This is a genomic window from Acetobacterium sp. (assembly GCF_030652775.1).
In the GTDB taxonomy this organism is placed as follows: Bacteria; Bacillota; Clostridia; order Eubacteriales; family Eubacteriaceae; genus Acetobacterium.
In genome coordinates this window covers 32084-58157 of record NZ_JAUSPS010000006.1, presented here as the reverse complement: position 1 = coordinate 58157, position 26074 = coordinate 32084, and the positions used below count along the sequence as shown (strand labels likewise).

Sequence of the window (26074 nt, the reverse complement as noted above, 5' to 3'; positions counted from 1 at the left end):
TAATAGTATTAACTAGTCTAACTAGTTCCGTAATGATGGCGGAAGGGCCACACCTGTTCCCATACCGAACACAGAAGTAAAGTCTTCCAGCGCCGAAAGTACTTGGTGGGCAACTGCCTGGGAGGATAGGACATTGCGGGACTTTTTTTAATGAAGCCGTGCAAAAAATAGATTCATAATGAAAGATATAAGGATACTTAATATCTTTCATTATGAATCTATTTTTTATGGGGCGAAGCCCCAAACGCAGGCGCAGCGCAGCGGAGACGGAGTTGCACGGCTTCATTTCACGGCAGGAAGGAGCCATCTGGCGACTGACGCAACGTAGGTGCAGCGCAGCGGAGCCGAAGTGCCGCATGAGTGAGTACAACGGCAGTGAAGTTAAGCGATTGATTCAAGTTCACTTGAAAATCAATGTTCCAATCTATTTTTTTATGGGGCGAAGCCCCAAACGTAGGCGTAGTGAAACGGAGACGGAGTTGCACGGCTTCATTCAACGGTAGTAATTTTTAGATTGGAGATAAATGTATTTTCCAAGATAGTATCGCCATCTTTGACTAGACGCTTAGCGCTAGCCGTTTCAGTAATTTCAAACAAAACATACAGGCAATTGCCGTGTCGCAATTACCTGTATTATAATATTTTTGTTAAGCTTATTCTACCTGATATTTTGTATTACAGACTTTACAGCTGATTTCATATTTATATGAATCAAGATTCTTTTCCAGAATTGTTGCCAACGGGGATTTGTCTTCAGGACAACATAGACGATTCTTTATGGTAATCAATGATTGTTCACTACTGGTTTGCTCCGTACTTTGACGCTCAAATACGAGATGGACACTTCCGCAGTTTCCGCATTTGCACTGATAGTCGAACCGAAAAAGGTCATAAGTAACATAGCACAGATAACCAATCGTCTTGTTGCAACCCTCACAATAGATCCAGCCACCGTAAGTATTGGCCAGTCGTGTATTTATCAACTCTTTATATGCTGGTATTCTTGCCATAACGGTGTTCCGTTACGCCTGACCCATGATGGTCGCCATGTTTTCAGAGAACAGTATATTTTGCAGAAAATCCTTGGTAGTCTTGGGAGAATGATAGCTGGGCAATTTGGCAAAGATTGCCGATTCTGTATCCATTTCTTCCATAGCCGCCAAATAATCTAACGCAACAACTTCATCTACTTTTTCAAGTTGATGGTACTCTAAATTGGCTGGATTTAAGCGGTGGTTTGTTATGGCATAGCTGATCCGCTTTTGACAGTTGCATTTTTCTGGTGATGCAAGACCACAATACTGCTTCAGAAAACCAGCCATTTTTTGACGAATCCGGGATAAACGCTGGCGGTATGCTTCCGGGCTAATTCCCAGAATCTCGCCGCAAACCTTGCTGTCAACTTTAAACATGATGCCCAGGACATAGATCAGACGACTTTCCGGGTCAAAACACTGGAGCATGACGTTAGTGCAGGACATTTTAAGCTCATGGGTCAAAATTTCCTCATCTACGCCATTCATCATACTCGGATTATTTTTCAAAAATCCGGCCTCAATGTCTGCCCCATAAAACTCAAAGCTAAGTGGCGGTTGTTTTGCAAAAAAAGACTTTTTGTAATTCAGCAGGTAATTGGTTGCGATGCGATACACCCAAGTAGAAAACGCACTTTCTTTCCGGAAAGAGGACAAGCCCGTCATTGTCTTGATTAAGATTTCCTGGGTGGCATCCTCGGCATCATGGGGACTGCCGAGCATCCGTAATGACAAATTATACACCATGTCCTGCACACTTCCGAGCAGGAGTTCCAATGCCTGCTTGTCGCCATTAAGAGCCTGTTCAATTTTCTCATTTGTTTCATCTGTTTTGTTATTCATACTAATCTCCATTCTATGTAATTTTGCACTATACTAAATTAGACAATTGTTAATCATGGCTTGTGACATAATAGTTCTAATATTTTTTTCGCATCAGCTTAATTAGGTGTTCCTTTATTTTAATGTTCTCTCACTTCCCGTGCAATAAGGAAAGCCAACCCGGTTGAACTCAGGTTGGCTTTCCAAATAAAGGGGGGAAAGGAGGGTGACTAATCTACAGTGTCTTCCAAATATTTTTTTGATATTCCAGAATCGCGCGATCGCTGGAAAAAAGACCGGAGTAAGCCACGTTGCTAAGCGACATTTCAAACCATTTGTTTTTGTCTTTAAAGAGATCATTGATACGATGCTGAGCTTTTGTATAATCATCAAAGTCTTTTAATACAAAGTAGGTGTCATTATACAAAAGCAGGGAATCATAAACACTTTGAAAATTAGTTAAGTGGCCAAAGGTGCCATCAATGAGTTGATGCATAATTTTCTGAATGCGATGATCATTTTCATAAATCTGAACAGAGCTGTAACCACCATGCTTTTCAAAATGAGAGACCTCATCAGAGGATAATCCAAATGTAATGATATTGCTCTCCCCAACTGCTTGATGGATTTCAATATTAGCACCATCCATGGTACCCAGAGTAATGGCGCCATTCATCATAAATTTCATATTGCCAGTACCGGAGGCTTCTTTACCGGCGGTTGAGATCTGTTCGGAAATATTGGCGGCTGGATAGATGATCTCACCCAGAGATACATTAAAGTTCGCCAGAAAAACTACTTTAATCTGATCACGAATATCTTTGTCATTATTGACAAGATCGGCAATAAAATTAATCAACTTAATGACTTCTTTGGCAAAATAGTATCCCGGTGCCGCTTTACCGGCAAAGATAAAGGTTCGGGGGACTATTTCGATATGGGGGTTTGCTTTCAAATGATTATACAAATGGAGAATTTGCAAGGCGTTCAGGAGCTGTCGTTTGTATTCATGAATGCGCTTGACCTGAATGTCAAAAATGGATTCCGGATTTACCGAGATATGATGATGCTCCTTAATATAATTTGCTAAATGGTTTTTATTATCCAATTTGATCTGATTGAAGCGATCAAAAAACGGAGCATCACTTTTAAAGACCATTAGTTTTTCAAGGTCAAAAAGATTGTTGATCCAGTCGGTACCAATGGATTCGGTAATCAAATCCCTTAGACCGGTATTACTGTTAATCAGAAAGCGACGGGGAGTAACTCCGTTAGTGACCGAATGAAAACGTTCGGGGAATAGCTTATAATAGCCATTGAAGGTTTCCTCTTTTAAAATTTTGCTGTGCAATTCAGCAACACCGTTAACGGAGTGGCAGCAGACAATAGCCAAATTAGCCATATTGATTTGATCATCTTGAATGATCGATAATGAGCTGATTTGCAATTCATTGAGTCCGGATTTTATCCTCAAATCTTCCTGGAATTGGCGGTTAATTTCTTCGATAATCATATAGACCCGTGGGAGTAGAAATTTCATCATATCAACTGGCCATTTTTCCAGCGCTTCCGGCAGTACGGTATGATTGGTAAAAGTCAAGGAGTTGACAGTAATCTTCCAGGCATCGTCCCAACTTAAACCTTCTTCATCCATAAAAATTCGCATCATTTCGGGTCCGCACAGAGCGGGATGCGTATCATTGATGTGGATACAAATTTTGTCGGCAAACTCATCGAGACAGTCGTTGTTATAGCGCTTAAATCGTGTGATCATTCGCTTTAATCCGGCACAGACAAAAAAATACTCCTGCTTCAAACGCAGTTTCTTGCCGTCAAACTTATTATCGTTGGGGTATAAAATTTGAGTAATCGCTTCAGCCTCGGATTTATGCCGGACGGCATCGAGAAACTGTCCCTCATTGAAACTGGGCAGATCAAATTCCTCAATCGGCTCGGCACTCCAAAGTCTCAGGGAGTTTACCGTATTATTATGGTAACCTTTTAAGGGGATATCGTAGGGAACCGCCAGAATCGGTTCATAATCCTCATAAACAAAGGTCAGTACACCATTGATTTTCTCAGAACGAAGATTTCCATAAAATTTAACAATAACGGATTCATTGGGTTTTCTTATTTCAAAGGGATAGCCATTTCGCAACCAATTGTCAGCGACTTCAACCTGTTCGCCATTGATTATTTTCTGCTCAAAGAGACCATGTTTATAATGGATACCATTGCCATGGAAGGGTAAACCCAGGGTGGCAGAGGATTCTAAAAAACAGGCCATTAGTCGACCTAAGCCACCATTTCCCAAACCCGGATCGGTTTCCTGGTTGAGAATGGTCTCATAATCCAGGCCTAATTCAGTCATGGCAGTTTTGACAATTTCTTCCATATCCAGGCTGTTGACATAGGATTTCAGCAGCCGCCCAATTAAAAATTCAATCGAAAAAAGATAGACCCGCTTGTGCGGGATCTCATCGTATTGAGATCTTGTTTTAGCCCATTGGGACGCTATTTTGTCCATAACAATTTCAGCTAAAGCTTCATATTGATTCAGTAGGGATGACTCAGCCAGATATTCACCGGAGACTTCTTCAATCTTTTTGATATATGCAGATTTAAAATTCTCAATTTCTTCAAGGCGTTCTGATGGTTTCATAGCTCTTCCTTTCAATAAAGTAGTTTTTAAGAAACAGTAAAACAATTGATTTTATCTTAAGAAGTATCTTATATTTATTACCCCTTATCAAAAGAATAAAACAAAAAAGATTGTGGCAAGCCACAATCTTTTTGAGCGGTAAAATCTAAATAATTTGACAGGTGCCAGGTGTAACCATAACGATGGCATACGAAAGGGGTTGAAGAACGATCGGGTTTAAAGAGATAGATTCCCCTGAGATCAGATCCAAACCCTGGCAGCCGGAAAAGTCCGGATGCTTAAACAAATGTACGGCTCGGGAATTTCGGTTAAACAGGCAGAAACAGAGGGAATCATCGTTCCGTCGTTCAAAGACAAAAAGATCGTCGCTGGCTTCATAGGGTTTCCAGGTACCGTTCTGAAAGACTGAGTGGTCAGCCCGGAGTTTGGTGATCAGCCGATACCAGGCAAGCAGGTCGGGATCCTCATTGCCCCAGGGATAAGTACGCCGGTTGTAGGGATCTTCAAAACCTTGAACCCCGGCCTCATCGCCGTAGTATAGGCAGGGGACGCCAGGGAAGGTGAACTGGATCAGGCTGAGCAGCTTTAATCGTTTTACGGCAAGCGCATATTGGGTGTCATCCAGTCGATACGTTTTATGGCTATGATTTCCCAGATATTTATAGGCTTCGCCCAGGACGTTAAGGATCCGTCGCCGATCATGGCTGCCAATCAGGTTCATATTGCCCATAAATTGGTCTTTGGGATAGTGCTCGTAAAGAGACATCATAATTCGGGCCGCTGAGCCGGAACTTTTATCGCCAATAACAAAGTCGATAAAGGTTTCACGGAAGGGGTAGTTCATGACGGCGTCCAGCTCATAACCGGAAAAATAGCTGCGCAGTTCATCATAGGCGACTTTTCGGGAGGCATCTTCCCAGACTTCGCCAATCAGAATACTGTCAGGGTTTTCCTCGATCATCGCTTCTTTTAGTCCCTTGATAAAGGGATCTGGTAGTTCATCAGCAACATCCAGCCGCCAGCCGGAAGCCCCAGCTTTCATCCAGTGACGAATGACGCTGTCTTTGCTTTTATAAATAAAAGCCTGAAAATTGGGATGCATTTCATCCGTATTCGGCATGGCGTCAACCCCCCACCAACAGGTGTAGGTTTTGGGATAGTCAGTGAAGGTGTACCAGGGATAGTACTCTGAATCTTTCGATTGATAGGCACCGACTCCGGAATAATTGTCATAACGATTGAAGTAAAGGCTATCATCACCGGTATGGCTGAAAACCCCATCCAGAATAATCGAGATTCCGCGTTTTTTACATTCCGAGGCCAGGGTTTCAAAGCTTTTTTGGGTTCCCAGCGCTGGGTCGATACACATATAATCGCCAGTATCATAGCGGTGGTTACTTTGGGATTTAAAAATGGGATTCAAATAAAGGATGGTGATATTTAAACTCTGCAGGTAGTCCAACTTTTCGGTGATTCCTGCCAGGGTACCGCCAAAAAAATCCCAGTATTTGATGCCGCCGTCCTTCTCACGGAAATAGTGGGGGGTATCGTTCCAATGGGGATGGAGGATCGCATCCTGATGAAAATTGGCAAGATCAAAGTCGGCGCCCCGATTAAACCGGTCTGGGAAGATCTGATACATAATTCCCTGAGAATACCAGGCTGGTGACTGTCGTTTGGGATCATAAACGGTAATTTGATACGAGGGCGGTTTTGATTCGTAAACCCGGCCTTCACCGCCTAATTGGTCACTCAAGGTGCCATAGGCATAGGCTCTGCCCCGGGAGGAAAAACAAAAGTCATACCAGAGGATACCGGGAGTTTGGGGCATATCGATGGTGATTTCCCAGAAATTCAATTCCCCGGATTTGATCATGGGATGAACCACTTCCTGGTTATTAAAATGAGTGCGCAGTTGCAATTTTTCAATTTCAGTAGCATAGACTCGCAGGGTAACGGCACTGCCAATTGGCAGTGCCCCAAAGGGACTGCGAAATGCCTGTTCCCATGAATGATGACGAAATTTCATAATCTTATCACTCCATCAATTTATTATAATATGAAAGATAAATATCGGCTGATTGTTTCCAGTCAAAATGGGTGTTATAGGCGTTTTTCATCAGTTTTTTAAAGGCGGCCGGAGAATTGTGGTATAAGGCAACGGCATGCTGGATGGTGAAAAGCATGTCGTGCGCATTATAGGTTGCAAAGCTGAAGCCGTTGCCTTTTTTTGTCTTGGCATTAAAATAGCTGACGGTGTCTTTGAGTCCACCGGTTTCCCGAACGATGGGGACTGCTCCATAACGCATGGCAATCATCTGGGAGAGGCCGCAGGGCTCGAATTTAGATGGCATCAGAAAATAATCGCTGGCCGCATAAATTTTGCGGGACAGATCTTCGTCAAAATCGATGATGGCCACCATCTTATCCGGGTAGTTGTAGGCGATACTGCGGAACAGATTCTCATAAACCGCATCGCCAGTCCCCAGAATAACCAGCTGCAGATCCTGCTGTAAAATTTCATGGATAACGTTGGACACCAGATCCAGTCCTTTTTGTTCAACCAGCCGGGTGATCATTGATACGATCGGAACATCTCCCCGAACCGGTAGATCGAAATACTCCTGCAACGCTTTCTTATTATCGGCTTTCTTTTTTTCGGGATTGTCAAAGGGGACAAATATGGCCGGATCGGTTTTGGAATCATAAATCGACTCATCGATGCCATTGAGAATTCCCACCACCTGGTGATTAAGATGGCGGATCACCCCATCCAGACCTTCACCATAATAGGGATCAGTCAATTCTTCAGCATAGGTAGGGCTGACGGTGGTAATTAAATCAGCGGTATAAAGAGCCCCTTTCATCAGATTTATTTTTCCATAAAACTCCAGGTCCGAGGGTAAAAAGCCCAGGTGGAGATAGGGGCTGATATCGTGAAAACCATAAACCCCTTGATAGCGAATATTATGAATGGTAAAAACCACCTTTGTATCCGGAAAAGCCCGCCGATACTGATGTTTGATCAGATAGGGAACAGCGGCTGTTTGCCAGTCATTGCAGTGAATGATATCCGGGGTAAAATCCAGCAAGGGCAGGGAGTCCAGTACCGCCCGACAAAAAAAGCTGAACCGTTCACCATCATCATAATAGCCATAAAGCGCTGGACGTTTAAAAAAAGCCTCATTGTCGATAAAATAAAAGGTGACGCCTTCGTATTCACAGGTCAACAAGCCGCAATAGTGCAGGGTGTCAGACATCCACATCTGAAAATGCTTGACAGGCTTTATTTTTCGACGCAACTCTTCAGGAATGGTGCTGTAATAAGGGAGGATAACCCGGGCATCGACATCTTCGGGAAATGATTTTGGCAGAGCGCCAAGGACATCTCCCAATCCACCACTTTTTGAAAATGGGTAAGCTTCCGAAGCGACAAATAGGACGTTTAACATTTAAATTACCGTGCCTTTCTTTAAAACAATGGGAGCATGGGGTTTGCCCACTAAGGTGGTGTGGTCACTTATTTTAGTATCCTTGTCCATGACCACATAGTTCAGATTAACATTCCTCCCGATTTCGCACCGTTGCATAATAATGCTGTTTTGGATGTGTGAATCAACATTCATTTGCGTGTCTCTGAAAATAATGCTGTGATTAATGGTTCCGTCGATAATGCAGCCACTGCCGACAATGGAATTGGATACCTGAGCTAGATCATCATAAAGGGTGGGGTGGTTATCTTTTATTTTAGTATGGATGGAATTTTTACCCATAAAAAGTTCCGCCATAATATCATACTCAAGTAGGTCCATACTCGTTTTCATATAATTTTCCAGGCAGTTTACCCGTTTGATATAACCGGTATGCTGGGCTCCAAAAACCCGGAGGGTGTCGATATTATATTTGATCATATCCATTAAATCCCAGTCGCCAGTACGCTCGCTGAGATCCAGCAATTCTTCCAGAATGGATTTTTTAACAAAAAACATCTCCGCAAAAAAATGTCCGGTGGTATGCTCACGTTTATAGTGGAGACCGCTAATTCGGTTTTTGGTAAATTCCAGATAGAGATCATTATCCTTGAGATGATACAGAGGATCATCCTTTTTAAAAATCAGGGTGATGTCACTGTCATTTTTCAAATGAATATCATAGGCATTTCGAAAATCAAAGGTGGTGACCAGGTTAGGCGTGGCAATCAGCACATGTTCGGCTCCGGTGGCGTCAAGAAAGCCCCGGTTGTTCTGGAGATTACGTAGATTAACCTTGATCAGCCGGCCGATATGGTAGTTATTCGATCCCGAGAGGATCGAAAGATCCTGGGTTTTTCGGCTCAGGGACCATTCCTTCCCGGTTCCCAGATGATCGACCAGCGAACTGTATTTATGGGAGCCAATGACGCCAATATGCGATAAACCGGAATTGACCATATTGGAGAGGGTAAAATCGATCAGTCGATAACGTCCGCCAAAAGGCAGTGTGCTCAAGCTGCGATGTTGAAGAAAACCTTTTAAGGAATCATCCTCTCCATCAACATTTAAGATAAGTCCAACAGCATTTTTCATTTTTCCTTACTCCTTTCAGTTATTAATGACATGTATTTCAGGAGTTGTGTCGGCGGGATCAGTAATATATTGGGCATCACCTTTAATTCTTGCCCGGGCTCCGACGATACAATTTTCTAAAATCGCCCCATCTTCGATGATGGCTCCGGTATGAACAATCACATTTTTCAAGCTGGTCTTCCTATGAATCACCACATCATGGGATAGAATCGAATTTTCGACCTTACCAAAAACAATGCACCCATCGCAGATCAGGCTGTTGCTGATCTTGGCCTGGGGGCCAATGAATTGGGGGTGACGGCTGGTATTGTTGGAAAAGATCCGAAAGTTTCGGTCACTGAGATCAAAATCGCAGTTGGTATCCAAAAGATCCATATTGGCATCATAATAGCTCTGAACGGTCCCCACATCCCGCCAGTAGCCGGAGTAGGGGTAGGCATAGATCCGCTTGCCGCTTTCGTGGAGCATGGGAATCACATTATGTCCAAAGTCGTGTTCAGATTCGCGGTTTCCGGCATCGTCCAGCAGGGCTTTTTTTAATTCTTTCCAGCTGAAAATATAAATACCCATGGATGCTTTGTTGCTTTTGGGATGTTCGGGCTTTTCCTGGAATTCCTTGATGCAATGTTCCTCGTCCGTATTAACGATTCCAAACCGGTGAGCATCTTCCCAGGGCACGTCCATCACCGCAATGGTCAGGTCGGCTTCCTGCTTTTTGTGAAAGGCCAGCATTTTGGAATAATCCATCTTGTAAATATGATCCCCGGAAAGAATCAGCACATATTCCGGATCGAAGCGATCAATAAAATCAAGATTCTGGTAAATGGCATCAGCTGTTCCGGAGTACCAACGGCCCCCTTTCTGACCCATATAAGGGGGCAGGATATTGACCCCGCCCTGAACCTGATCCAGCGCCCAGGCTGACCCATCACCAATATAATTATTGAGAATATAGGGGCGGTACTGGGTCAGTACTCCCACCACATCAATATCCGAATTCATACAATTACTGAGCGGAAAATCAATGATTCGATATTTCCCCCCAAATAAAACGGCCGGTTTGGCGTTGTTAAAGGTCAGCGAGCCTAAACGGCTCCCTTGACCTCCCGCTAGGAGCATTGCGACACATTCAGTATTCAAAGTGATTCCTCCTTAAATGATTTTCCAGATTTCTCGTTGATAGTCGGCAATGGAACGATCACTTGAGAAAATACCGGAATTTGCTACGTTGCTGATGGACATTTTTGTCCAAATGGTCGGATTGCGGAAGAGATGATCAACCTGATTTTGAGCATCGGTATAGGCATTAAAATCTTTCAGGACAAAATAGCCATCGTTGTACAAAAGCAGCGAGTCATAGATAGCCTGAAAGCTGAGGCCATGTCCCAGGGTTCCATCGATGAGTTGGTGAAGTACCTGTTGAATCCGCGGATCCTGCTCAAAAATATCGATCGATCGATAGCCGCCGTATTTTTGATAATGATGGACTTCATCGGCAGACAGACCAAAGGTCACAATATTGCTGGGGCCAACGGCGTCCAGAATTTCGATATTGGCTCCATCCATGGTGCCCAGGGTGATGGCGCCATTCATCATGAATTTCATATTTCCGGTTCCGGAGGCTTCTTTCCCCGCAGTCGAAATCTGTTCGGAAATATTGGCGGCGGGGTAGATGATCTCCGCCAGTGAAACGTTGAAATTCGCCAGGAAGACCACCTTGAGCTTATCATGCAGGGTCGGATCGTTGTTGACCAGTTCAGCAATGGCGGTAATCAGCTTAATGACTTCTTTAGCATAGTAATAACCTGGGGCCGCTTTACCGGCAAAGATAAATGTTCGCGGAGCCATTTCCAGGTTGGGGTTTTCTTTAATCCGATTATACAGATAAAGGACATGTAGGGCGTTGAGTAGTTGTCGTTTATACTCATGAATTCGTTTGACCTGAATATCAAAAATAGAATTGGGGTCAACCTTCACATCATTATGGCTGGCCATATAATTGGCTAATCGAACCTTATTGGATAGTTTGACCGCATTGAATTTGTCATAAAAGACCGGATCGTTGATATAGTTCAATAGTTTTTTTAAATGGAATAGGTTATGATCCCAATCCGATCCAATCGATTCATTAATCAGTGTTTTCAGCTCAGGATTGCTGTTCATCAGAAAACGTCGTGGCGAAACGCCATTAGTTACCGAATAGAACCGCTTGGGGAAGACCTGATAATAGCCATTAAAGGTTTCTTCTCTCAGAATTTTGCTGTGGAGCGTCGCCACGCCATTAATGGAATGACTGGATACAATCGCCAGGCTGGCCATATGGACATAGTTGTCCCGGATAATCGAAAGGCTGTGGTTCCGATCCAGATCATCGGGAAATTCGCTATCCAGATCCAGTAGAAAGCGGCGGTTGATTTCTTCAATGATCATGTAAATTCGGGGCAGTAAATCCTTCATCATATCCACTGGCCATTTTTCCAGCGCTTCCGGAAGTACGGTATGATTGGTGAAGCTCATCGCCGCTACGGTAATCTTCCAGGATTCCTCCCAACCCAGACCTTCTTCATCCATCAGCACCCGCATCAGTTCGGGGCCACATAAAGCCGGGTGGGTATCGTTAATGTGGATGCAAATCTTATCGCTGAAACCGTCCATGGAGTTATTATTGGATCGTTTGTAATCGACAATGATCCGCTTGATGCCAGCGCAGACAAAAAAGTACTCTTGCTTGAGCCGCAGAAGCTTGCCGTCGAAACCATTATCATTGGGATACAGTATCTGGCTGATGGCTTCAGCTTCGGATTTATGCCGAACTGCGTTTAAAAAATGACCCTGATTAAAAGAGGGCAGATCAAAGGCTTCCAGCGGCTCGGCACTCCACAGTCGCAAGGAATTAACGGTTTCGTTGCGATAACCTTTGATCGGAATATCGTAAGGAACGGCCATAATGGCTTCATAGTTTTCATGGACAAAGGTCAGGTTGCCATTGATGTTTTCGGAATGAATCTGGCCGTAGTATTTAATGATGACCGACTTATCGGGATTACGGATTTCAAAGGGATAGCCGTTTTTAAGCCAGTTATCAGCCACTTCAATCTGTTCGCCATTGATAATCCGCTGTTCAAACAAACCGTATTTATAACGGATGCCATTGCCGTGGGCAGGCATCCCCATGGCCGAAGAGGAGTCCAGATAGCAGGCCATTAATCGACCCAGGCCGCCATTACCCAAACCGGGGTCGGATTCCTGGGCAAGAATAGCCTCATAATCCAGTCCCATTTCGGCCGAGCATTCCTGAACCAGATCTTCAACCCCCAAATTACTGAGGTAGGACTTCAACAGGCGTCCGATTAAGAACTCAATCGAAAAAAAGTAGACTTGTTTGGATTCGTTCTTGTTATAGAGGGTGTTGGTTTTAGCCCATTGGGAGGTGATGCTTTCCATTACCATTTCAGCCAGGGCCTGGTATTGTTTAAGCAGGGAGGCATCAGCCAGACAATTTCCCGAAACCTCTTCGATTTTTTTGGTAAAGGTAGCCTTATAGGCTGCTTTTATGTTGTCTCTTTCAGAAGAATTCATGGTAGTTCCTTTCAACAAAGATAGTTTTATTTTTTAACTTTCGTTTTTTTAGTTGGTTCTGGTTTTACTTTGGCACTCGCCCGGGGGACAACGCCTTTTAAAACAATGCATGATGAGGGCGGTATATTGAGCGCAACCGAATAGTCCTGGCCATGGAGGGGAATCGTTTGAGCTTTCATGGTTTTTTTCATGTTAAAACCGCTGCCGCCATAGTTGCTGTCATCGGAATTAAAAGCCAGCCGGTAATTGCCCTCAGCCGGAACGCCAATCTGATAATCCGCATAGCTAAGCGGACAGAAGTTGATGATGGTAATCAGGGTATCCTTTTCCTCGGCACCCAGGCGTTTAAAAATCAGAATGCTCTGTTCACTGTTATTTGGTTCCAGCCACTCAAAACCGCCCCAGCTATGGTCATCGATCCAGAGGGCTTTTTCTTTGCGATAAAACTTATTGAGAGCTTTGATATAAGTGTGAATCTCCTGATGTTTTTGATAATCGAGCAAAAACCATTCCAGCGATTCGTCCACCCGCCACTCCAGGAAGGGGGCAAATTCGTTGCCCATAAATGACAGCTTCTTTCCCGGGTGGGTCATTAAATACCCGAAGAGGATGCGAAACTGGTCAAATTTCATATTATAATCCCCAAACATCTTATCAAGGATGGTTCGTTTGCTGTGAACCACTTCGTCATGAGACAGCGGCAGGATGAAATTTTCGTTGAAGGCATAGGCCATCGAAAAGGTCAACAGATTATGGAAACGATTCCGAAACATCGGATCGGTTTTCATATAATCCAGGGTATCATGCATCCAGCCCATGTCCCACTTCAGATTAAAACCAAGGCCACCCTTATCGACTGGCCAGGTGACCATCGGATAGGAAGTGGAATCTTCCGCTGACATAATAGCAAAGGGAAAATCCTTAAAAATAATAGTGTTCAGTTCCCGCAGGAAGGACAGGGCTTCCAGGCGATCGGAACCACCCTGGGCATTACGGTAGGGTTCACCGTCCAGGCCGTGGTTCAATTCAATCATACTGGCCACCCCATCGATACGCAGGCCATCGATATGGTAGCGGTCAAACCAGAAGTAGGCATTGGAGATAAGAAAATCCAATACTTCCGGTTTTCCATAATCAAAGACCATGGTACCCCATTGCTGGTGTTCGGAAAACTCATATTGATTGGTGCCGTCAAAATGCCGTAAGCCCTGAGCATCTTTGCAGAAATGACCGGGAACCCAATCCAGAATCACACCGATGCCGGCCTGGTGGCAGCAATCGATGAAATGCATCAGTCCCTGGGGATCGCCGTAACGGCTGGTGGCAGCGTAATAACCAGTGAGCTGATAACCCCAGGAACCGTCAAAGGGATGTTCCATGATGGGCATCAGTTCGATGTGGGTATACTGCATTTCGACCAGATAGGGAACCAGCTGATCGGCCAGTTCATGGTAGCTCAGGTATTCCCCTTTTTCATTGCGCTTCCAGCTGCCCAGATGGGCTTCATAAATATTAATCGGCATTTTTAGCCAATTAGTTTCATTTCTTTTTTTGCACCAGCTGTCATCCATCCAGTCATAACCATCAAGTTCCCAGATAAGGGAGGCGGTTTTAGGTTTAACCTCACTGTAAAAACCGTAGGGATCAGCCTTATATACAAGCTCGCCATCGTGTTGGCGAACCGCATATTTGTAAAGCTGGCCTTGGGTTAGTTCCGGAATAAAAAGCTCCCAGGTACCATGAGTGCCAGAAAGTAAATTCATGGGATGACCTTGGATGTTCCAGTCATTGAAATCGCCGACAACGGAAATACCCTGGGCATAGGGAGCCCAGACCCGAAAAGTGACCCCTTTTTCATTAAGATGGGCACCAAAATATTGGTAACTGAGAAAACGCCTGTTACTGGTTAAATCTGCATGGTCATCGATTTTATTCATGATTGTACACGTGTCCTTTCAATTTTGGTTGGAATCTAGTGCTTATGCATCTAACATTTTATCACAATCCCCTAATATTGATAGTGCATCTTTTTAAACAAAGTAAAATCTTTTTAACAATTCCCGTCAAAGTGTAAAGCCTATCACTTAAATGAGAATTCTTTGTCCTGATATAAAGACCAATAGAGATTGATCTTTCCACCCAGATTTAAAATCACACAAATAAAGTATATTGCCACCATCAGGGCAAAAAGTCCCCCAAGGCTGCCGTAGAGGGTGCTGTATTTAGTGGAATGATTGATAAACAAGGTAAAAATGCGAAAAGCAATATTAAGTCCCAGGGTCGCAAATAGAGCACCAGGAAGACCACTTTTAAATTTTAATGGCTGAGCCGGAGCCATCACGTAGATCATATTAAAAATAAAAGTTGAAACGATCCATGAAAAAGCAACCGCAAAAAAACTCAGGATGGGATAATAATATGTATATAGCCCGATTTTCTGAAAAATAACAGCACCTACATCAGCACTGAAAATATAAGCAACGACAATTAATAAAATGGCCAGGGCGAACAGGATCGTAAACAGAAAAGAATAAAGCCAGATTTCTCTCAGGGTTCGGGTTTCTTTGCGACCATAGGTTTGGTTGATACCAATCATAATGGCTCTAGTGGCCAGGGATGAAAAGAAAAAGGCGACCAGAATCAGACCGTAATTGGAACCGGAAACCTGACTGATCATGCTGTCCAATAAGTCAGTCACATATTCATAGGAAAGATTAGGTAAAAAGGTTTTTAAAATGTCGTAGAGATAAGTCTCAAAGGGTTTGATAAAATTCCCGATAAATGAAATCAGAAAGAGCAGCAACGGGAAAAAAGCCAGCAGCAGATAAAAAGACATCTGGGTACAGATTCCTGAAAAGTCGGTCTCTTCAAAATCTTCCATCAAAAAGAAGAGCAGCTTGACTATTTTCAAATTCATCATTCGTTCAATCATCTTCCAGCCTCCTGGGATTCCTTTTTCAATAACGATTGCTCAGCTCCATACAGATTAACAACGCCTCCCAGGGTGAGGGTAAAACAGATCAGATAGACCACGAAAAAAAGCGAAAAGGGCCCTTGCAGATTAAAGAAAAAGGTATTGAAATCCAGGGCTGCGTTGGCAAACAGCGCATATAGAAAAAGGATCGTAAACCAGCAGATGCTGACAAACGCCCCACCAGGCAGGGCTTCAAAAAAACAAAGATGGGTTTTTGGGGCGTACATATAGATCAGGGTAAAAATAAGGGTGGGCACAATAATTATATAAAGCAGTGTAAAAAGGATGATAAAAACAGCAAAAAACTCAGATAAATTTAAGGCGCTAAAAATAAAGGCGAGTAGTTTCTCTCCGAACAGATAGAAAAAAACCGTAAAAAAGATAATCAAAAGAAATAAGAACAGATAAAGAATGGATTGAATCCAAAGAACGACAATTCCCCGGGTTTCTTTTTGTCCGAAGATGCGGTTTAAAGAAGTGATCAGCGAATGCATAGCGGAAACGGAGACATACAAAATAAAAAAACCAAGAATCAGATTGGTTCCCAATGAAAAAGAAATAGTAGTGGCGTTTTCCATGGCGAGATCAACGTAATCCATAATCGATTGGGGCAGTATTTTTGAAAGTACAAAAACCAGGGTTGCATTTACCCCAGCCGAAAACCAGTTAATAAAATTATAAAGCAACATCAAAATAGGAATAAAAGCGGACAATGCCCGGTAGGACATCTGAGCGGAAAGATTGATGATGTTGTTTTTTCTTCCATGGACATATAAAAAGCGGCTGAAGCATTTAATAAAAGTCATGATCTCCTCCACATCCACTTATGATAATTGATTTGATTGAGCCTCAGTATAACATAGTTTCGATTTAAATTGAAGAGGTACCAGTAAAGTAAAAAAATGGAAAGTTAGAAAAAAAGATGGTATAATAATAAAATCAGGATTTATAAGTATAACCAAATCACACCGAGAAAATTAGGAAAATAGCAGTTTGGAAAGGAAATAGTAAATTAAATGGGAAAAACATTAACAGAGAAGATTATTGCGGCACACCTTGTAGTGGGAGAAATGATCAAAGGCGAAGAAATCGGGATTCGGATCGATCAGACCTTGACCCAAGATTCCACCGGAACGATGGCCTATTTGCAGTTTGAAGCAATGGAGGTACCACGGGTGAAAACAAAAAAATCCCTGGCCTATATTGATCACAACATGCTTCAGGAAGGTCCGGAAAACATGGACGATCATCGCTATATCCAAAGTGTGGCCAAAAAACACGGCGTTTTTTATTCAAAACCGGGCAATGGCATTTGCCATCAGGTTCAGATTGAGCGTTTTGGCGTGCCGGGTGATACCCTTTTGGGATCTGACAGCCATACCCCTACTGGTGGCGGCATCGGTATGCTGGCCATTGGTGCGGGCGGTCTGGACGTGGCGGTGGCCATGGCTGGCGACCCTTATTATATCACCATGCCTAAAGTCGTTAAGGTCGAATTAACCGGTAAGCTGCGCACCGGGGTATCCTCTAAGGATGTCATTCTGGAAGTGTTGCGTCAATGTACCGTCAAAGGTGGCGTCAATAAGGTCTTTGAATACACTGGTGAAGGTGTTAAAACGCTGACTGTTCCGGAACGCGCCACCATTACCAACATGGGTGCCGAGCTTGGTGCAACCACCTCGGTTTTCCCATCTGATGAAATGACTAAGGTATTTTTGGAAGCCCAGGGTCGCGGGTCGGATTACCTTGAATTATCTGCCGATGCTGACGCTGTCTATGATGAAGTGGTCAAGGTCGATATGGATATTTTAGAACCATTAACTGCTTGTCCCCACAGCCCGGATAAGGTTGTGAAAATATCAGAAATCGAAGGTTTGGTGGTCAATCAGGTAGCGATCGGCAGCTGTACCAATTCATCCTGGTTGGATCTGATGAAGGTGGCGGCCATCGTCAAGGGAAAAACCGTGGCGGAAAATGTCTCTCTGGTGATTGCCCCGGGTTCAAAACAGGTTTTAACGATGCTGGCCGAAAACGGTGCCTTGGCCGATTTGCTAAATGCCGGTGCCCGCGTTTTGGAATGTGGCTGCGGCCCCTGTATTGGGATGGGTCAGGCGCCTTCCACCGATGCGGTGTCACTGCGAACCTTCAACCGAAACTTTTTTGGTCGTTCCGGTACCCCGTCCGCTGACGTGTACCTGTTAAGCCCCGAAGCGGCTGCGATATCTGCCTTGGAAGGGGTACTCACCAATCCTTTAGGCAAGATTGAGCTACCGGAAATTGTGATGCCCGAAAACTTCTTACTCAATGATACCATGGTCATGGCACCAGCCCCGGAAGGCACCGCAGTGGAAGTCATCAAAGGACCAAACATCAAACCCTTCCCAGCGACCAAACCACTTAAAAATACCGTTGCTGGTAAAGCGCTGATTGTCGTGGAAGATAATATTACCACCGATCATATTATGCCTTCCAACGCCAAATTACTACCCTACCGTTCTAATATTCCTTATTTGTCAAACTACTGCCTGGCGCCTTGTGATGCCGAATTCCCACAACGGGCTCTGGATAATGGCGGGGGCTTTATTGTCGGCGGCTCCAACTACGGTCAGGGTTCCAGCCGGGAGCATGCAGCACTGGCACCGGTTTACCTGGGTATTAAAGGGGTGGCGGTTAAATCCTTTGCCCGGATCCATAAAAACAACCTGATTAATAATGGGATTCTGCCCCTGGTATTCAAAAACGAAGCCGACTATGACACCATAGAACTGAACGATGAACTGATCATCGAAAATGCTCTTGATGCCGTTAAATCAGGCCAGGCCAAGCTGATCAATAAAACCAAAGGCTTAACCTATGTGATGCTGCTGGAAGTTTCCGAACGGCAAAAAGAAATGCTGCTGGCCGGCGGACTAATCAACCTGATCAAATTAAAAAAATAATCTAAAAATAATCAAATACAATAAAATAAATCGCCAATTTCGGGGTAAATATCCACTAATTGGCGATTTTTGTATCTTAACACAAATGAGGAGGAGAAAATGAATTTTGAAATCAAGGGAGGCAATCTCCCGGTGGTAACGGTGACTTTAAACAGCGGTGAATCGATGTTTACCGAGTCCGGGGGGATGTCCTGGATGACCGAAAACATCCGCATGGAAACCAACACCAAAGGTGGTCTGATGAAAGGGTTACGACGAACCCTGGCCGGGGATTCGCTGTTCATGACTACTTATACCGCTGAAAAAACCAACAGTCAAATTTCTTTTTGTTCCAGCTATCCGGGCGAAATAAAAGCCTTGACCTTACAAAAAGGGCAGTCGATTATCTGTCAAAAAAGCAGCTTTCTGGCCGGGGAATCGACCCTGGATGTGGATCTGTATTTTAAAAAGAATATCGGCGTCGGCTTTTTTGGTGGTGAAGGTTTTATTCTGCAAAAAATTTCAGGGCCGGGAACGGCCTTTGTGGAGATGGATGGAGCGATGATCGAATACGATCTGGCGCCTGGAGAAGTGATTAAAATCGATCAGGGACATATCGGCATGTTTGAAGAGTCAGTGAACTTTGACATTCAGGCTGTCAAGGGTATGAAAAATATCTTTTTAAGTGGCGAAGGATTATTCCTGGCCACCTTAAAAGGACCAGGCAAGGTCTGGTTGCAAACCATGCCGCTGAGCCGACTGGTTCAGCTGGTAGCCTCAAGCTTACCGCCAAGAGGTTAGCGCGAATATTCAATTAACATAATAAAGCGCCGTGCCGATCATTGATAGATTCGGTCAGGCGCTTTAGCTATTTTATAAATTAAAAAACAGGACTTCAGGGGGTAACATTAACGTAATTATCCGGCAGCTGATCAAAAAACATGATCCCCAGACAATTGGTGCCAATATGAACGGTCAGGGTGGAACCGGCTTTTTCAGGCAGTAAAAAGTTTTTAATTCCCAGTTCTTTTTCGAAATATTTTCTGGCTTTTTCCTGGAGATCCGGGGCGGTGCTTTGGATCATCCCGAGGATTTGTTCTTTATTAACCATTTTTTCATCAATAATCGCGAACAGCGTCTTTAAGGCTTTTTTCTGACCGCGGATTTTTTCATAAACCAGGATTTCACCGTCTTTAAAGTGCAGAATCGGGACGATTTTCAGCATATCGCCAAGCATCGCGGCATTACGACTGATCCGGCCGCCCTGAGCCAGCCATTTGATATCGCCGACCAGAAAAAAGATCTGGGCGTGATGAGCCAGAAAGGTCATCGTTTCAACAATTTCCTCATAGGGACGGTTGAGTTTATTCAGCTTCAGCCCCTGATAAAGGATCAGTGCCGAACCGGTGGTGGCCGAAAGGGAGTCCACAATCGTGACTTTCCGCTCTGGATATTTTTCCAGCAAATCCCGGGCCAGCAGTCGGGCGGTCTGGTAGGTGCCGGAAAGTTTTGAGGAAAGCACCAGGTAGATGACATCATCACCATTCTTAAGGTGTTTTTCAATCGTATTGGTAATGTCCAGGGGTTGGATCTGAGCCGTTTTGGGAAAGAGTTTACTGTTATTATTGACAAAATCGACCACCATTTCGGGGGTGATGTTGATGCCATCAAAGTAGGTTTTATTATCAAGGGTTACGGGAAAGGGTAATATATCAAAATCATAGCGATTTAAGATGTCACTGTTGGTATCACACATGGAATCCACAATAAATTTTATAGCCATTAAAGTGTTGCTCCTTTTCGTTTAGTACAAAATATTCTACCACGAACCGCGTCGTATTACAATTATTCAAGCTATCAGCCTTAAGCATAATAGCGGTTTTCAAGGAAGGTTTGTGATTATATCAAAAAAATGTTAAACTAATCTTTGGAAATTAAAACCCCAACGTTTAATTTAAAAAGTAAGAAATGGAGAATTTTGTGGAACAGATAATCAATCAACTCGCTAAAGAATTTTCAATACGCTCTCAACAGGTCGAAGATACCATCAATTTAATCGATGGCGGGAATACCATCCCCTTTATCGCCCGTTACCGAAAAGAGGTCACCGGGAATTTAAGTGATGCCCTTTTACGGGATCTGGATGTGCGTTTAACATATTTAAGAAAATTGGAAAAAAGAAAAGAAGAGGTAACCAGCAGCATTGAGGAACAGGGTAAACTGACCCCGGAACTTAAAAGCGTCATTTTAAAAAGCCAAACCCTTCAGGAAGTGGAAGACCTCTATCTGCCCTATAAACAGAAAAAGAAAACCCGGGCATCAGTAGCCCGAGAAAAAGGGCTGGAACCATTGGCGCTGCAAATTTTAGCGCAAAAAATGACTGAAACCGAGTTGGATGAAGCGGCACGTATCTATATTGACGCCGAAAAAGAAATCAACAGCGCCGAAGAAGCGCTGCAACTGGCGATGGATATTATTGCCGAAATCATTTCGGATAACGGTACCTACCGGGGCGTGATCCGGAAGTGCAGCTATGATAAGGGTCAGATTAAAGCTACCGTGGTCAAAGGCAAAGAAGCAGAAAATCCAGAACTGGAAATGTACTTCGATCACACCGAAGCCATTAAAGCCATCAAAGATCATCGAATTTTAGCGCTGAACCGGGGCGAAAAGAAAAAAGCGCTGTCGGTTAAACTATTGGCGCCCAGCGAAGAAATTGAAGCTTATTTAAAAAAAGAACTGGTGCAAGCTCAGCCCTCCAGCTATTTATTAAAATCAATTGGGGACAGCTATACCCGGCTGATTGCGCCGGCCATTGAGCGGGAAATCCGTACCGCCTTAAAAGAGCGAGCCGAAGAAGGGGCGATCAAGATGTTTGCTCTTAATTTGAGAAAACTGTTGCTGCAGCCGCCCTTTAAAGAAAAGGTCACGATGGGCTTTGATCCGGCCTTTCGGACCGGGTGCAAGATTGCCATTCTTGATAAGGTCGGGAAAGTCCTGGATTACACCACCATCTATCCAACCTTTGGCAAGGGGCAGGCCGAGAAAGCGGAAAAAGAATTCCTCGAACTGATTGAACGCCATCAGGTCGATATCATCGCCATCGGCAACGGCACCGCCTCCCGGGAGTCGGAACAGTTTGTCGCCGAAACGATTAAAAAAACCAAGGTGCCGGTTCAATACATCGTGGTGAATGAGGCCGGGGCTTCGGTTTATTCAGCCTCGGAACTGGGAACTGAAGAATACCCGGACATTAATGTATCGATCCGGGGCGCCATTTCGATTGGCGGCCGGCTTCAGGATCCGCTGTCCGAATTGGTGAAAATTGATCCCAAACACATCGGGGTCGGTCAGTATCAGCATGACGTTAATCAGAAGGAGCTGGAACGGGTGTTGGAAGCAACCGTTGAGGATGCCGTTAATAACGTCGGGGTCAATGTCAACCGGGCTTCGGTGGCATTACTCAAATATGTGGCCGGCGTCAACAAAACCATTGCCAATAATATTATGGATTATCGTAACAGCGTCGGCCCGATAAAAAGCCGAAAAGAACTGATGAAGGTCAAAGGCCTGGGCGCCAAAGCCTATGAGCAATGCGCCGGTTTTTTACGGATTGATGATGGGGATAACATTCTTGATAATACCGGGGTTCACCCGGAGGCCTACAAAAGCGTGGAAAAACTTCTGAAACTGAAAGGCATCAAGAAAGAAAAACTGGGGATCCGGGAACAGCAGGACTTGTTTAACGACATGAACTATTCCGAAATGGCGGCTCAGCTGGAGATTGGAATCCCAACCCTTTATGATATTGTCAAGGAACTTAAAAAACCGGGACGGGATCCCCGGGAAAATGCCCCTAAGCCCCATTTGCGATCTGACGTCTTATCAATGAGCGATCTGGAAGTGGATATGGAATTGATCGGCACCGTCCGAAACGTCATCGATTTTGGCGCCTTTGTGGATATTGGCGTCCATCAGGATGGGTTGGTGCATATTTCTCAAATCACCGATCGTTATATCAAACACCCTTCCGAGGCAGTATCGCTGGGGGATGTGGTAACCGTTAAGGTGCTTGCCGTAGACCTGAAACGAAAACGGATCAGTTTAACCATGATTATATAACGATGAATAATTAAATAAATATTGACATAGGGATAGGTTTTTTATAAAATAAAAGGCTTATTCCTTTTTTATATGTTATAATAGAGAGATAATCGATGATAGGAGTGGTTGAAATGTATAAAATTGGGGATAAAATTGTTTATCCGATGCACGGAGCGGGTATCATTGAAGCAATCGAAGAACGAGAAATATTTGAAGAAATAAAACCTTACTACATCATGCAGATCGTATCCGAGGGATTGCAGATTTTAATTCCCGTTGATAAAGTGGATGATATTGGGGTAAGAACCATTGTGACCCAGCCAGTAATTGATGAGATGATCGAAACCCTGAAATTACCGATGGATGAGATGGAAAAAAACTGGAACCGGCGGTACCGGGAACACCTGGAACGCTTAAAAACCGGCGATATTTTTGAAGTAGCAAAGGTTGTCAAAAATCTTATCCTATTGGATCGATTAAAAGGTCTCTCAACTGGAGAAAAGAAAATGTTGAATAATGCCCGAAATTTCATCGTCAGTGAAATGGTTTTGATTCAAGATAAAGATAAACAAGAAATTTTAGATTTGATCAATAGTTCGGTACACAGTGAGGCGTGAATTTCACGCCTTTTGTTGTATCTCATAGTGTAATCTTAAGAATTGAGTGCTATAATTTCAAGGTAATAATATGAAAGGAGGTGAAGATGATGATACAAAAGATACTTCGTGTGTCATTTGGAATTGTTGGAATTCTGGTTGGGATGGCTCTGGCCAACGTAGTGGTTACCAACGCATGGATTTTGAGAAGTCTGAAGATTGACCTGACTCCAATGTTGGAAGTTATTCTTTATGCGGCTCTGATTGTTCTATTTGGACTTATTTTTTTCATTCTATTTCCACTGATGCTCAAAGGTGTTAAAAAATTGTCAAAAGTTGTTGAGACCAGTATGGAAAATGTGCGGCTCATCGACATTGGCCTGGGTATTGGTGGTTTGGTGATTGGCCTGGTGATTGCCATGCTGATTAGTTTCGCATTTGCGCAGATTCCCATTCCCTGGATCGGTGGGCTGCTAACCATCAGTATTTATATTGTTTTGGGATATATTGGTTTTTCCTTACCGATCAAAAAACGAGAAGATATTCTCCAGGCTTTTCAGAGTGATAAACGGGAAAAGGATGCTAATGTGCCGGTCGGACAAAAGCGACCCACAAAAAAGAAAGGCGCTGCCATTCCCAAACTACTGGATACCAGCGTGATCATTGACGGACGGATCTTTGACATCTGTAAGACCGGCTTTATTGAAGGCCCCCTGGTGATCCCGGTATTTGTGCTTAATGAACTCCAGCTGATATCGGATTCGGCAGATGAATTAAAGCGGAATCGGGGACGTCGGGGTTTGGATATTTTAAACAAAATTCAAACCGATCTGGAAATTGAAGTTCAAATTACGGAAGAAGATTTTGAAGATACCCATGAGGTCGACTCAAAATTGGTAAAACTGGGAAAATCGACAAAAGGCAAGATTTTGACCAACGACTATAATCTTAACAAGGTTGCCACAGTTCAAGGGGTGGACGTGCTTAATATTAATGAGTTGGCCAACGCTGTGAAGCCGATTGTTCTGCCCGGGGAAGAGATGAAGGTTCTCCTGGTAAAAGGCGGAAAAGAAAACGGCCAGGCCGTTGCCTATCTGGATGACGGAACCATGATCGTTGTTGAAAATGGCAAGAAATACATTGGCACCACAACTGCAGTTATTGTTACCAGCATTCTGCAAACAGCAGCCGGACGGATGATTTTTGCAAAACCAAAGAAATAACGAACTAGCAATTATAAGTTCTCGACAAAAACACCAACGCTCACGTTGGTGTTTTTATTTCGGCGTTTTTTGACAAATTTATTGTAATTGACAGGGGCTTTACGTATAATGAAATAAGTATTGTCAACAATCGGTACAGTGCCAGATACGGCTCTGCCGGAAATAAATAGGGATGAAAATGGGGATCATAATGGAATTACCTGAAGCATTTAAGGAAAAAATGAAAAATCTGATGGGGGAATCCTATCAGAGCCTGCTGGATTCCTATGACCAGCCGGAAAGCAAAGGCATCCGGACCAATACCCTGAAGCTGTCCCCAGCAAAGCTGGCCAATAAATTACCGTTTAAAACCCAGGGTGTGAACTGGTGCAAAGAAGGGTTTTATATTGATCATGAGGTGCGGCCGGGAAAAAACCCGCACTATTATGCCGGGCTCTATTATGTTCAGGAACCGACGGCTATGGCGGCGGTTGAAGTGCTGAACCCCAAACCGGGAGATTGGGTGCTGGATCTTTGCGCAGCACCGGGCGGTAAATCCACTCAAATCGGTGCCAAGCTTCAGGGTGCGGGAGTGCTGGTGGCCAATGAGCTGGTTAATTCCCGAGCCGGAATTTTGTCCACTAATATGGAACGGATGGGGATCACCAATGCGATTGTCACCAACGAATTTCCCGAACGCCTGGTAGATTCTTTTTATGAAAGCTTTGATAAGATCCTGGTGGATGCGCCCTGCTCCGGTGAGGGGATGTTCCGCAAAGACCCGGGAGCTTTAGCTGACTGGAGTCTGGAGCGGGTTGACCGCTGTATGGGTAAGCAGGAAAAAATATTAGAAAGTGCCCATCGTTTGTTAAAGCCCGGCGGGGTACTGGTCTATTCAACCTGCACCTTTTCGCCGGAAGAAAATGAACAGATGATTGAAGCCTTTATTGCGAAATATCCCTACACCCTGGAAACGATCGAGTTACCCGGGATTACCGAGCATGGTCGGGTGGCCTGGACCCGGAATCAGGATCAGACGATCGCTAAAACCCTGCGAATTATGCCCATGAGCGTCAAAGGTGAAGGACATTTTATTGCCAAACTGATAAAATCAGAAGGGTTTGCTGAAGCCCTTGAGATCAAACAGGGCTATGCCAAATCACGGTTAAAAAAGGCAACCCGAATAGAACTGCAAGACTATAACGATTTTGCCAAAAATAATCTGGCCGCGGAATTTTATCAAAAAATTGAAGACCGTCTTTTTCTTTTGGGCGAACACCTCTATGCCATCCCCGCGGGGGTGGAGCTTATGCGGATTGCCAATTTAAAACTCTTGCGTACCGGCCTTCATCTGGGAATCTTTAAAAAAAATCGCTTTGAACCCAGCTATGCGCTGGCAATGGCGCTTAAGTTATCCGAGGCCAAAAATATCTGTGACTTAACAGATGAAGATTTGGCCTATCAGTATTTAAAAGGTGAGGCATTAAATCTGCAAGCAAAAAAAGGCTGGGTTCTGGTTGGTTATGATGGCTATTCACTGGGATTTGGAAAAGCCAGTGAGGGCTTGGTCAAAAACCACTATCCCAAGGGTCTGAGAATCAGGAAAAAATAGGAGAAA

Annotated in this window: 18 protein-coding genes and 1 rRNA gene; 7 read left to right on the top strand and 12 right to left on the bottom strand. The window is 44.0% G+C overall.

Features of this window, described 5'->3' with window-relative positions; genetic code table 11:
* Positions 1-25: 25 nt before the first annotated feature.
* A 5S ribosomal RNA gene (gene rrf / locus Q7J41_RS00835) occupies positions 26-142 on the top strand.
* A 511-nt stretch (positions 143-653) separates the two neighbouring features.
* On the opposite strand, the gene Q7J41_RS00830 is transcribed toward rrf, so the two are convergent.
* From Q7J41_RS00830 to Q7J41_RS00780, 11 genes are all read right to left on the bottom strand, one after another.
* The gene (locus Q7J41_RS00830; protein WP_304884319.1) at positions 654-1010 is read right to left on the bottom strand and encodes a hypothetical protein; all 357 of its coding nucleotides are present in this window, start codon (positions 1008-1010) and stop codon (positions 654-656) included.
* A gap of 12 nt (positions 1011-1022) precedes the next feature.
* The gene (locus Q7J41_RS00825) at positions 1023-1877 is read right to left on the bottom strand and encodes an RNA polymerase sigma factor (RefSeq protein ID WP_304884317.1); all 855 of its coding nucleotides are present in this window, start codon (positions 1875-1877) and stop codon (positions 1023-1025) included.
* Positions 1878-2091: 214 nt separating this feature from the next.
* Complete coding sequence (locus tag Q7J41_RS00820) at positions 2092-4518, bottom strand: glycogen/starch/alpha-glucan phosphorylase (protein WP_304884315.1); 2427 nt, start codon at positions 4516-4518, stop codon at positions 2092-2094.
* A 145-nt stretch (positions 4519-4663) separates the two neighbouring features.
* Positions 4664-6547, bottom strand: a complete 1884-nt coding sequence (locus Q7J41_RS00815; protein ID WP_304884313.1) for a glycoside hydrolase family 13 protein — start codon at positions 6545-6547, stop codon at positions 4664-4666.
* Positions 6548-6554: 7 nt separating this feature from the next.
* A complete protein-coding gene (gene glgA / locus Q7J41_RS00810; RefSeq protein WP_304884310.1) occupies positions 6555-7970 on the bottom strand; it encodes a glycogen synthase GlgA in 1416 nt (471 codons plus the stop codon).
* On the bottom strand, positions 7971-9083 hold the full coding sequence (glgD, locus tag Q7J41_RS00805; RefSeq protein ID WP_304884308.1) for a glucose-1-phosphate adenylyltransferase subunit GlgD: 1113 nt from the start codon (positions 9081-9083) through the stop codon (positions 7971-7973). It abuts the gene before it with no gap.
* 15 nt (positions 9084-9098) lie between these two features.
* Positions 9099-10223 carry a glucose-1-phosphate adenylyltransferase gene (locus Q7J41_RS00800; RefSeq protein WP_304884306.1) on the bottom strand — a complete coding sequence of 375 codons (1125 nt, stop codon included), beginning with the start codon at positions 10221-10223 and terminating at the stop codon, positions 9099-9101.
* Positions 10224-10235: 12 nt separating this feature from the next.
* Entirely contained in the window at positions 10236-12662 is a 2427-nt protein-coding gene (locus Q7J41_RS00795; RefSeq protein ID WP_304884304.1) for a glycogen/starch/alpha-glucan phosphorylase, read from the bottom strand.
* A gap of 26 nt (positions 12663-12688) precedes the next feature.
* Positions 12689-14599 (bottom strand): 1,4-alpha-glucan branching protein GlgB, encoded by a 1911-nt coding sequence (gene glgB / locus Q7J41_RS00790; protein WP_304884302.1) that lies wholly within the window; start codon positions 14597-14599, stop codon positions 12689-12691.
* Positions 14600-14742: 143 nt separating this feature from the next.
* Complete coding sequence (locus Q7J41_RS00785; RefSeq protein WP_304884300.1) at positions 14743-15594, bottom strand: YihY/virulence factor BrkB family protein; 852 nt, start codon at positions 15592-15594, stop codon at positions 14743-14745.
* A complete protein-coding gene (locus Q7J41_RS00780) occupies positions 15591-16442 on the bottom strand; it encodes a YihY/virulence factor BrkB family protein (protein ID WP_304884298.1) in 852 nt (283 codons plus the stop codon). Before Q7J41_RS00780 ends, Q7J41_RS00785 begins: the two co-directional genes overlap by 4 nt.
* Positions 16443-16652: 210 nt before the next feature.
* Here Q7J41_RS00780 and Q7J41_RS00775 point away from each other — a divergent pair, with 210 nt between their 5' ends.
* Entirely contained in the window at positions 16653-18575 is a 1923-nt protein-coding gene (locus tag Q7J41_RS00775; RefSeq protein WP_304884296.1) for an aconitate hydratase, read from the top strand.
* A gap of 99 nt (positions 18576-18674) precedes the next feature.
* Positions 18675-19355, top strand: coding sequence for a TIGR00266 family protein (locus tag Q7J41_RS00770; protein WP_304884295.1), 681 nt, complete (start codon positions 18675-18677; stop codon positions 19353-19355).
* A 94-nt stretch (positions 19356-19449) separates the two neighbouring features.
* Here the strand turns inward: Q7J41_RS00770 and Q7J41_RS00765 are convergent, their stop codons facing one another.
* The gene (locus tag Q7J41_RS00765; protein WP_304884294.1) at positions 19450-20337 is read right to left on the bottom strand and encodes a DegV family protein; all 888 of its coding nucleotides are present in this window, start codon (positions 20335-20337) and stop codon (positions 19450-19452) included.
* Between the two features lie 197 nt (positions 20338-20534).
* On the opposite strand from Q7J41_RS00765, the gene Q7J41_RS00760 reads away from it, so the two are divergent.
* The 4 genes from Q7J41_RS00760 (at position 20535) to Q7J41_RS00745 (ending at position 26068) form a co-directional block, all read left to right on the top strand.
* The gene (locus tag Q7J41_RS00760; RefSeq protein WP_304884292.1) at positions 20535-22676 is read left to right on the top strand and encodes a Tex family protein; all 2142 of its coding nucleotides are present in this window, start codon (positions 20535-20537) and stop codon (positions 22674-22676) included.
* Between the two features lie 113 nt (positions 22677-22789).
* Positions 22790-23275: a CarD family transcriptional regulator gene (locus Q7J41_RS00755; RefSeq protein WP_111888207.1), complete on the top strand. Its 486-nt coding sequence runs from the start codon at positions 22790-22792 to the stop codon at positions 23273-23275.
* A gap of 89 nt (positions 23276-23364) precedes the next feature.
* Positions 23365-24477 carry a PIN/TRAM domain-containing protein gene (locus Q7J41_RS00750; protein ID WP_304884323.1) on the top strand — a complete coding sequence of 371 codons (1113 nt, stop codon included), beginning with the start codon at positions 23365-23367 and terminating at the stop codon, positions 24475-24477.
* A 190-nt stretch (positions 24478-24667) separates the two neighbouring features.
* A complete protein-coding gene (locus Q7J41_RS00745; protein WP_304884288.1) occupies positions 24668-26068 on the top strand; it encodes an RsmF rRNA methyltransferase first C-terminal domain-containing protein in 1401 nt (466 codons plus the stop codon).
* Positions 26069-26074 lie beyond the last annotated feature (6 nt).

Excerpts from the sequence above, each read along its gene's own strand:
- Q7J41_RS00750 (WP_304884323.1), top strand. The coding sequence starts at position 23,365 with ATGATACAAAAGATACTTCGTGTGTCATTTGGAATTGTTGGAATTCTG.
- glgA (WP_304884310.1), bottom strand. The coding sequence starts at position 7,970 with ATGTTAAACGTCCTATTTGTCGCTTCGGAAGCTTACCCATTTTCAAAA.
- Q7J41_RS00745 (WP_304884288.1), top strand. The coding sequence starts at position 24,668 with ATGGAATTACCTGAAGCATTTAAGGAAAAAATGAAAAATCTGATGGGG.
- Q7J41_RS00775 (WP_304884296.1), top strand. The coding sequence starts at position 16,653 with ATGGGAAAAACATTAACAGAGAAGATTATTGCGGCACACCTTGTAGTG.
- Q7J41_RS00780 (WP_304884298.1), bottom strand. The coding sequence starts at position 16,442 with ATGACTTTTATTAAATGCTTCAGCCGCTTTTTATATGTCCATGGAAGA.
- glgD (WP_304884308.1), bottom strand. The coding sequence starts at position 9,083 with ATGAAAAATGCTGTTGGACTTATCTTAAATGTTGATGGAGAGGATGAT.
- Q7J41_RS00785 (WP_304884300.1), bottom strand. The coding sequence starts at position 15,594 with ATGATTGAACGAATGATGAATTTGAAAATAGTCAAGCTGCTCTTCTTT.
- Q7J41_RS00770 (WP_304884295.1), top strand. The coding sequence starts at position 18,675 with ATGAATTTTGAAATCAAGGGAGGCAATCTCCCGGTGGTAACGGTGACT.
- Q7J41_RS00820 (WP_304884315.1), bottom strand. The coding sequence starts at position 4,518 with ATGAAACCATCAGAACGCCTTGAAGAAATTGAGAATTTTAAATCTGCA.
- Q7J41_RS00815 (WP_304884313.1), bottom strand. The coding sequence starts at position 6,547 with ATGAAATTTCGTCATCATTCATGGGAACAGGCATTTCGCAGTCCCTTT.
- glgB (WP_304884302.1), bottom strand. The coding sequence starts at position 14,599 with ATGAATAAAATCGATGACCATGCAGATTTAACCAGTAACAGGCGTTTT.
- Q7J41_RS00795 (WP_304884304.1), bottom strand. The coding sequence starts at position 12,662 with ATGAATTCTTCTGAAAGAGACAACATAAAAGCAGCCTATAAGGCTACC.
- Q7J41_RS00830 (WP_304884319.1), bottom strand. The coding sequence starts at position 1,010 with ATGGCAAGAATACCAGCATATAAAGAGTTGATAAATACACGACTGGCC.
- Q7J41_RS00755 (WP_111888207.1), top strand. The coding sequence starts at position 22,790 with ATGTATAAAATTGGGGATAAAATTGTTTATCCGATGCACGGAGCGGGT.
- Q7J41_RS00765 (WP_304884294.1), bottom strand. The coding sequence starts at position 20,337 with ATGGCTATAAAATTTATTGTGGATTCCATGTGTGATACCAACAGTGAC.
- Q7J41_RS00825 (WP_304884317.1), bottom strand. The coding sequence starts at position 1,877 with ATGAATAACAAAACAGATGAAACAAATGAGAAAATTGAACAGGCTCTT.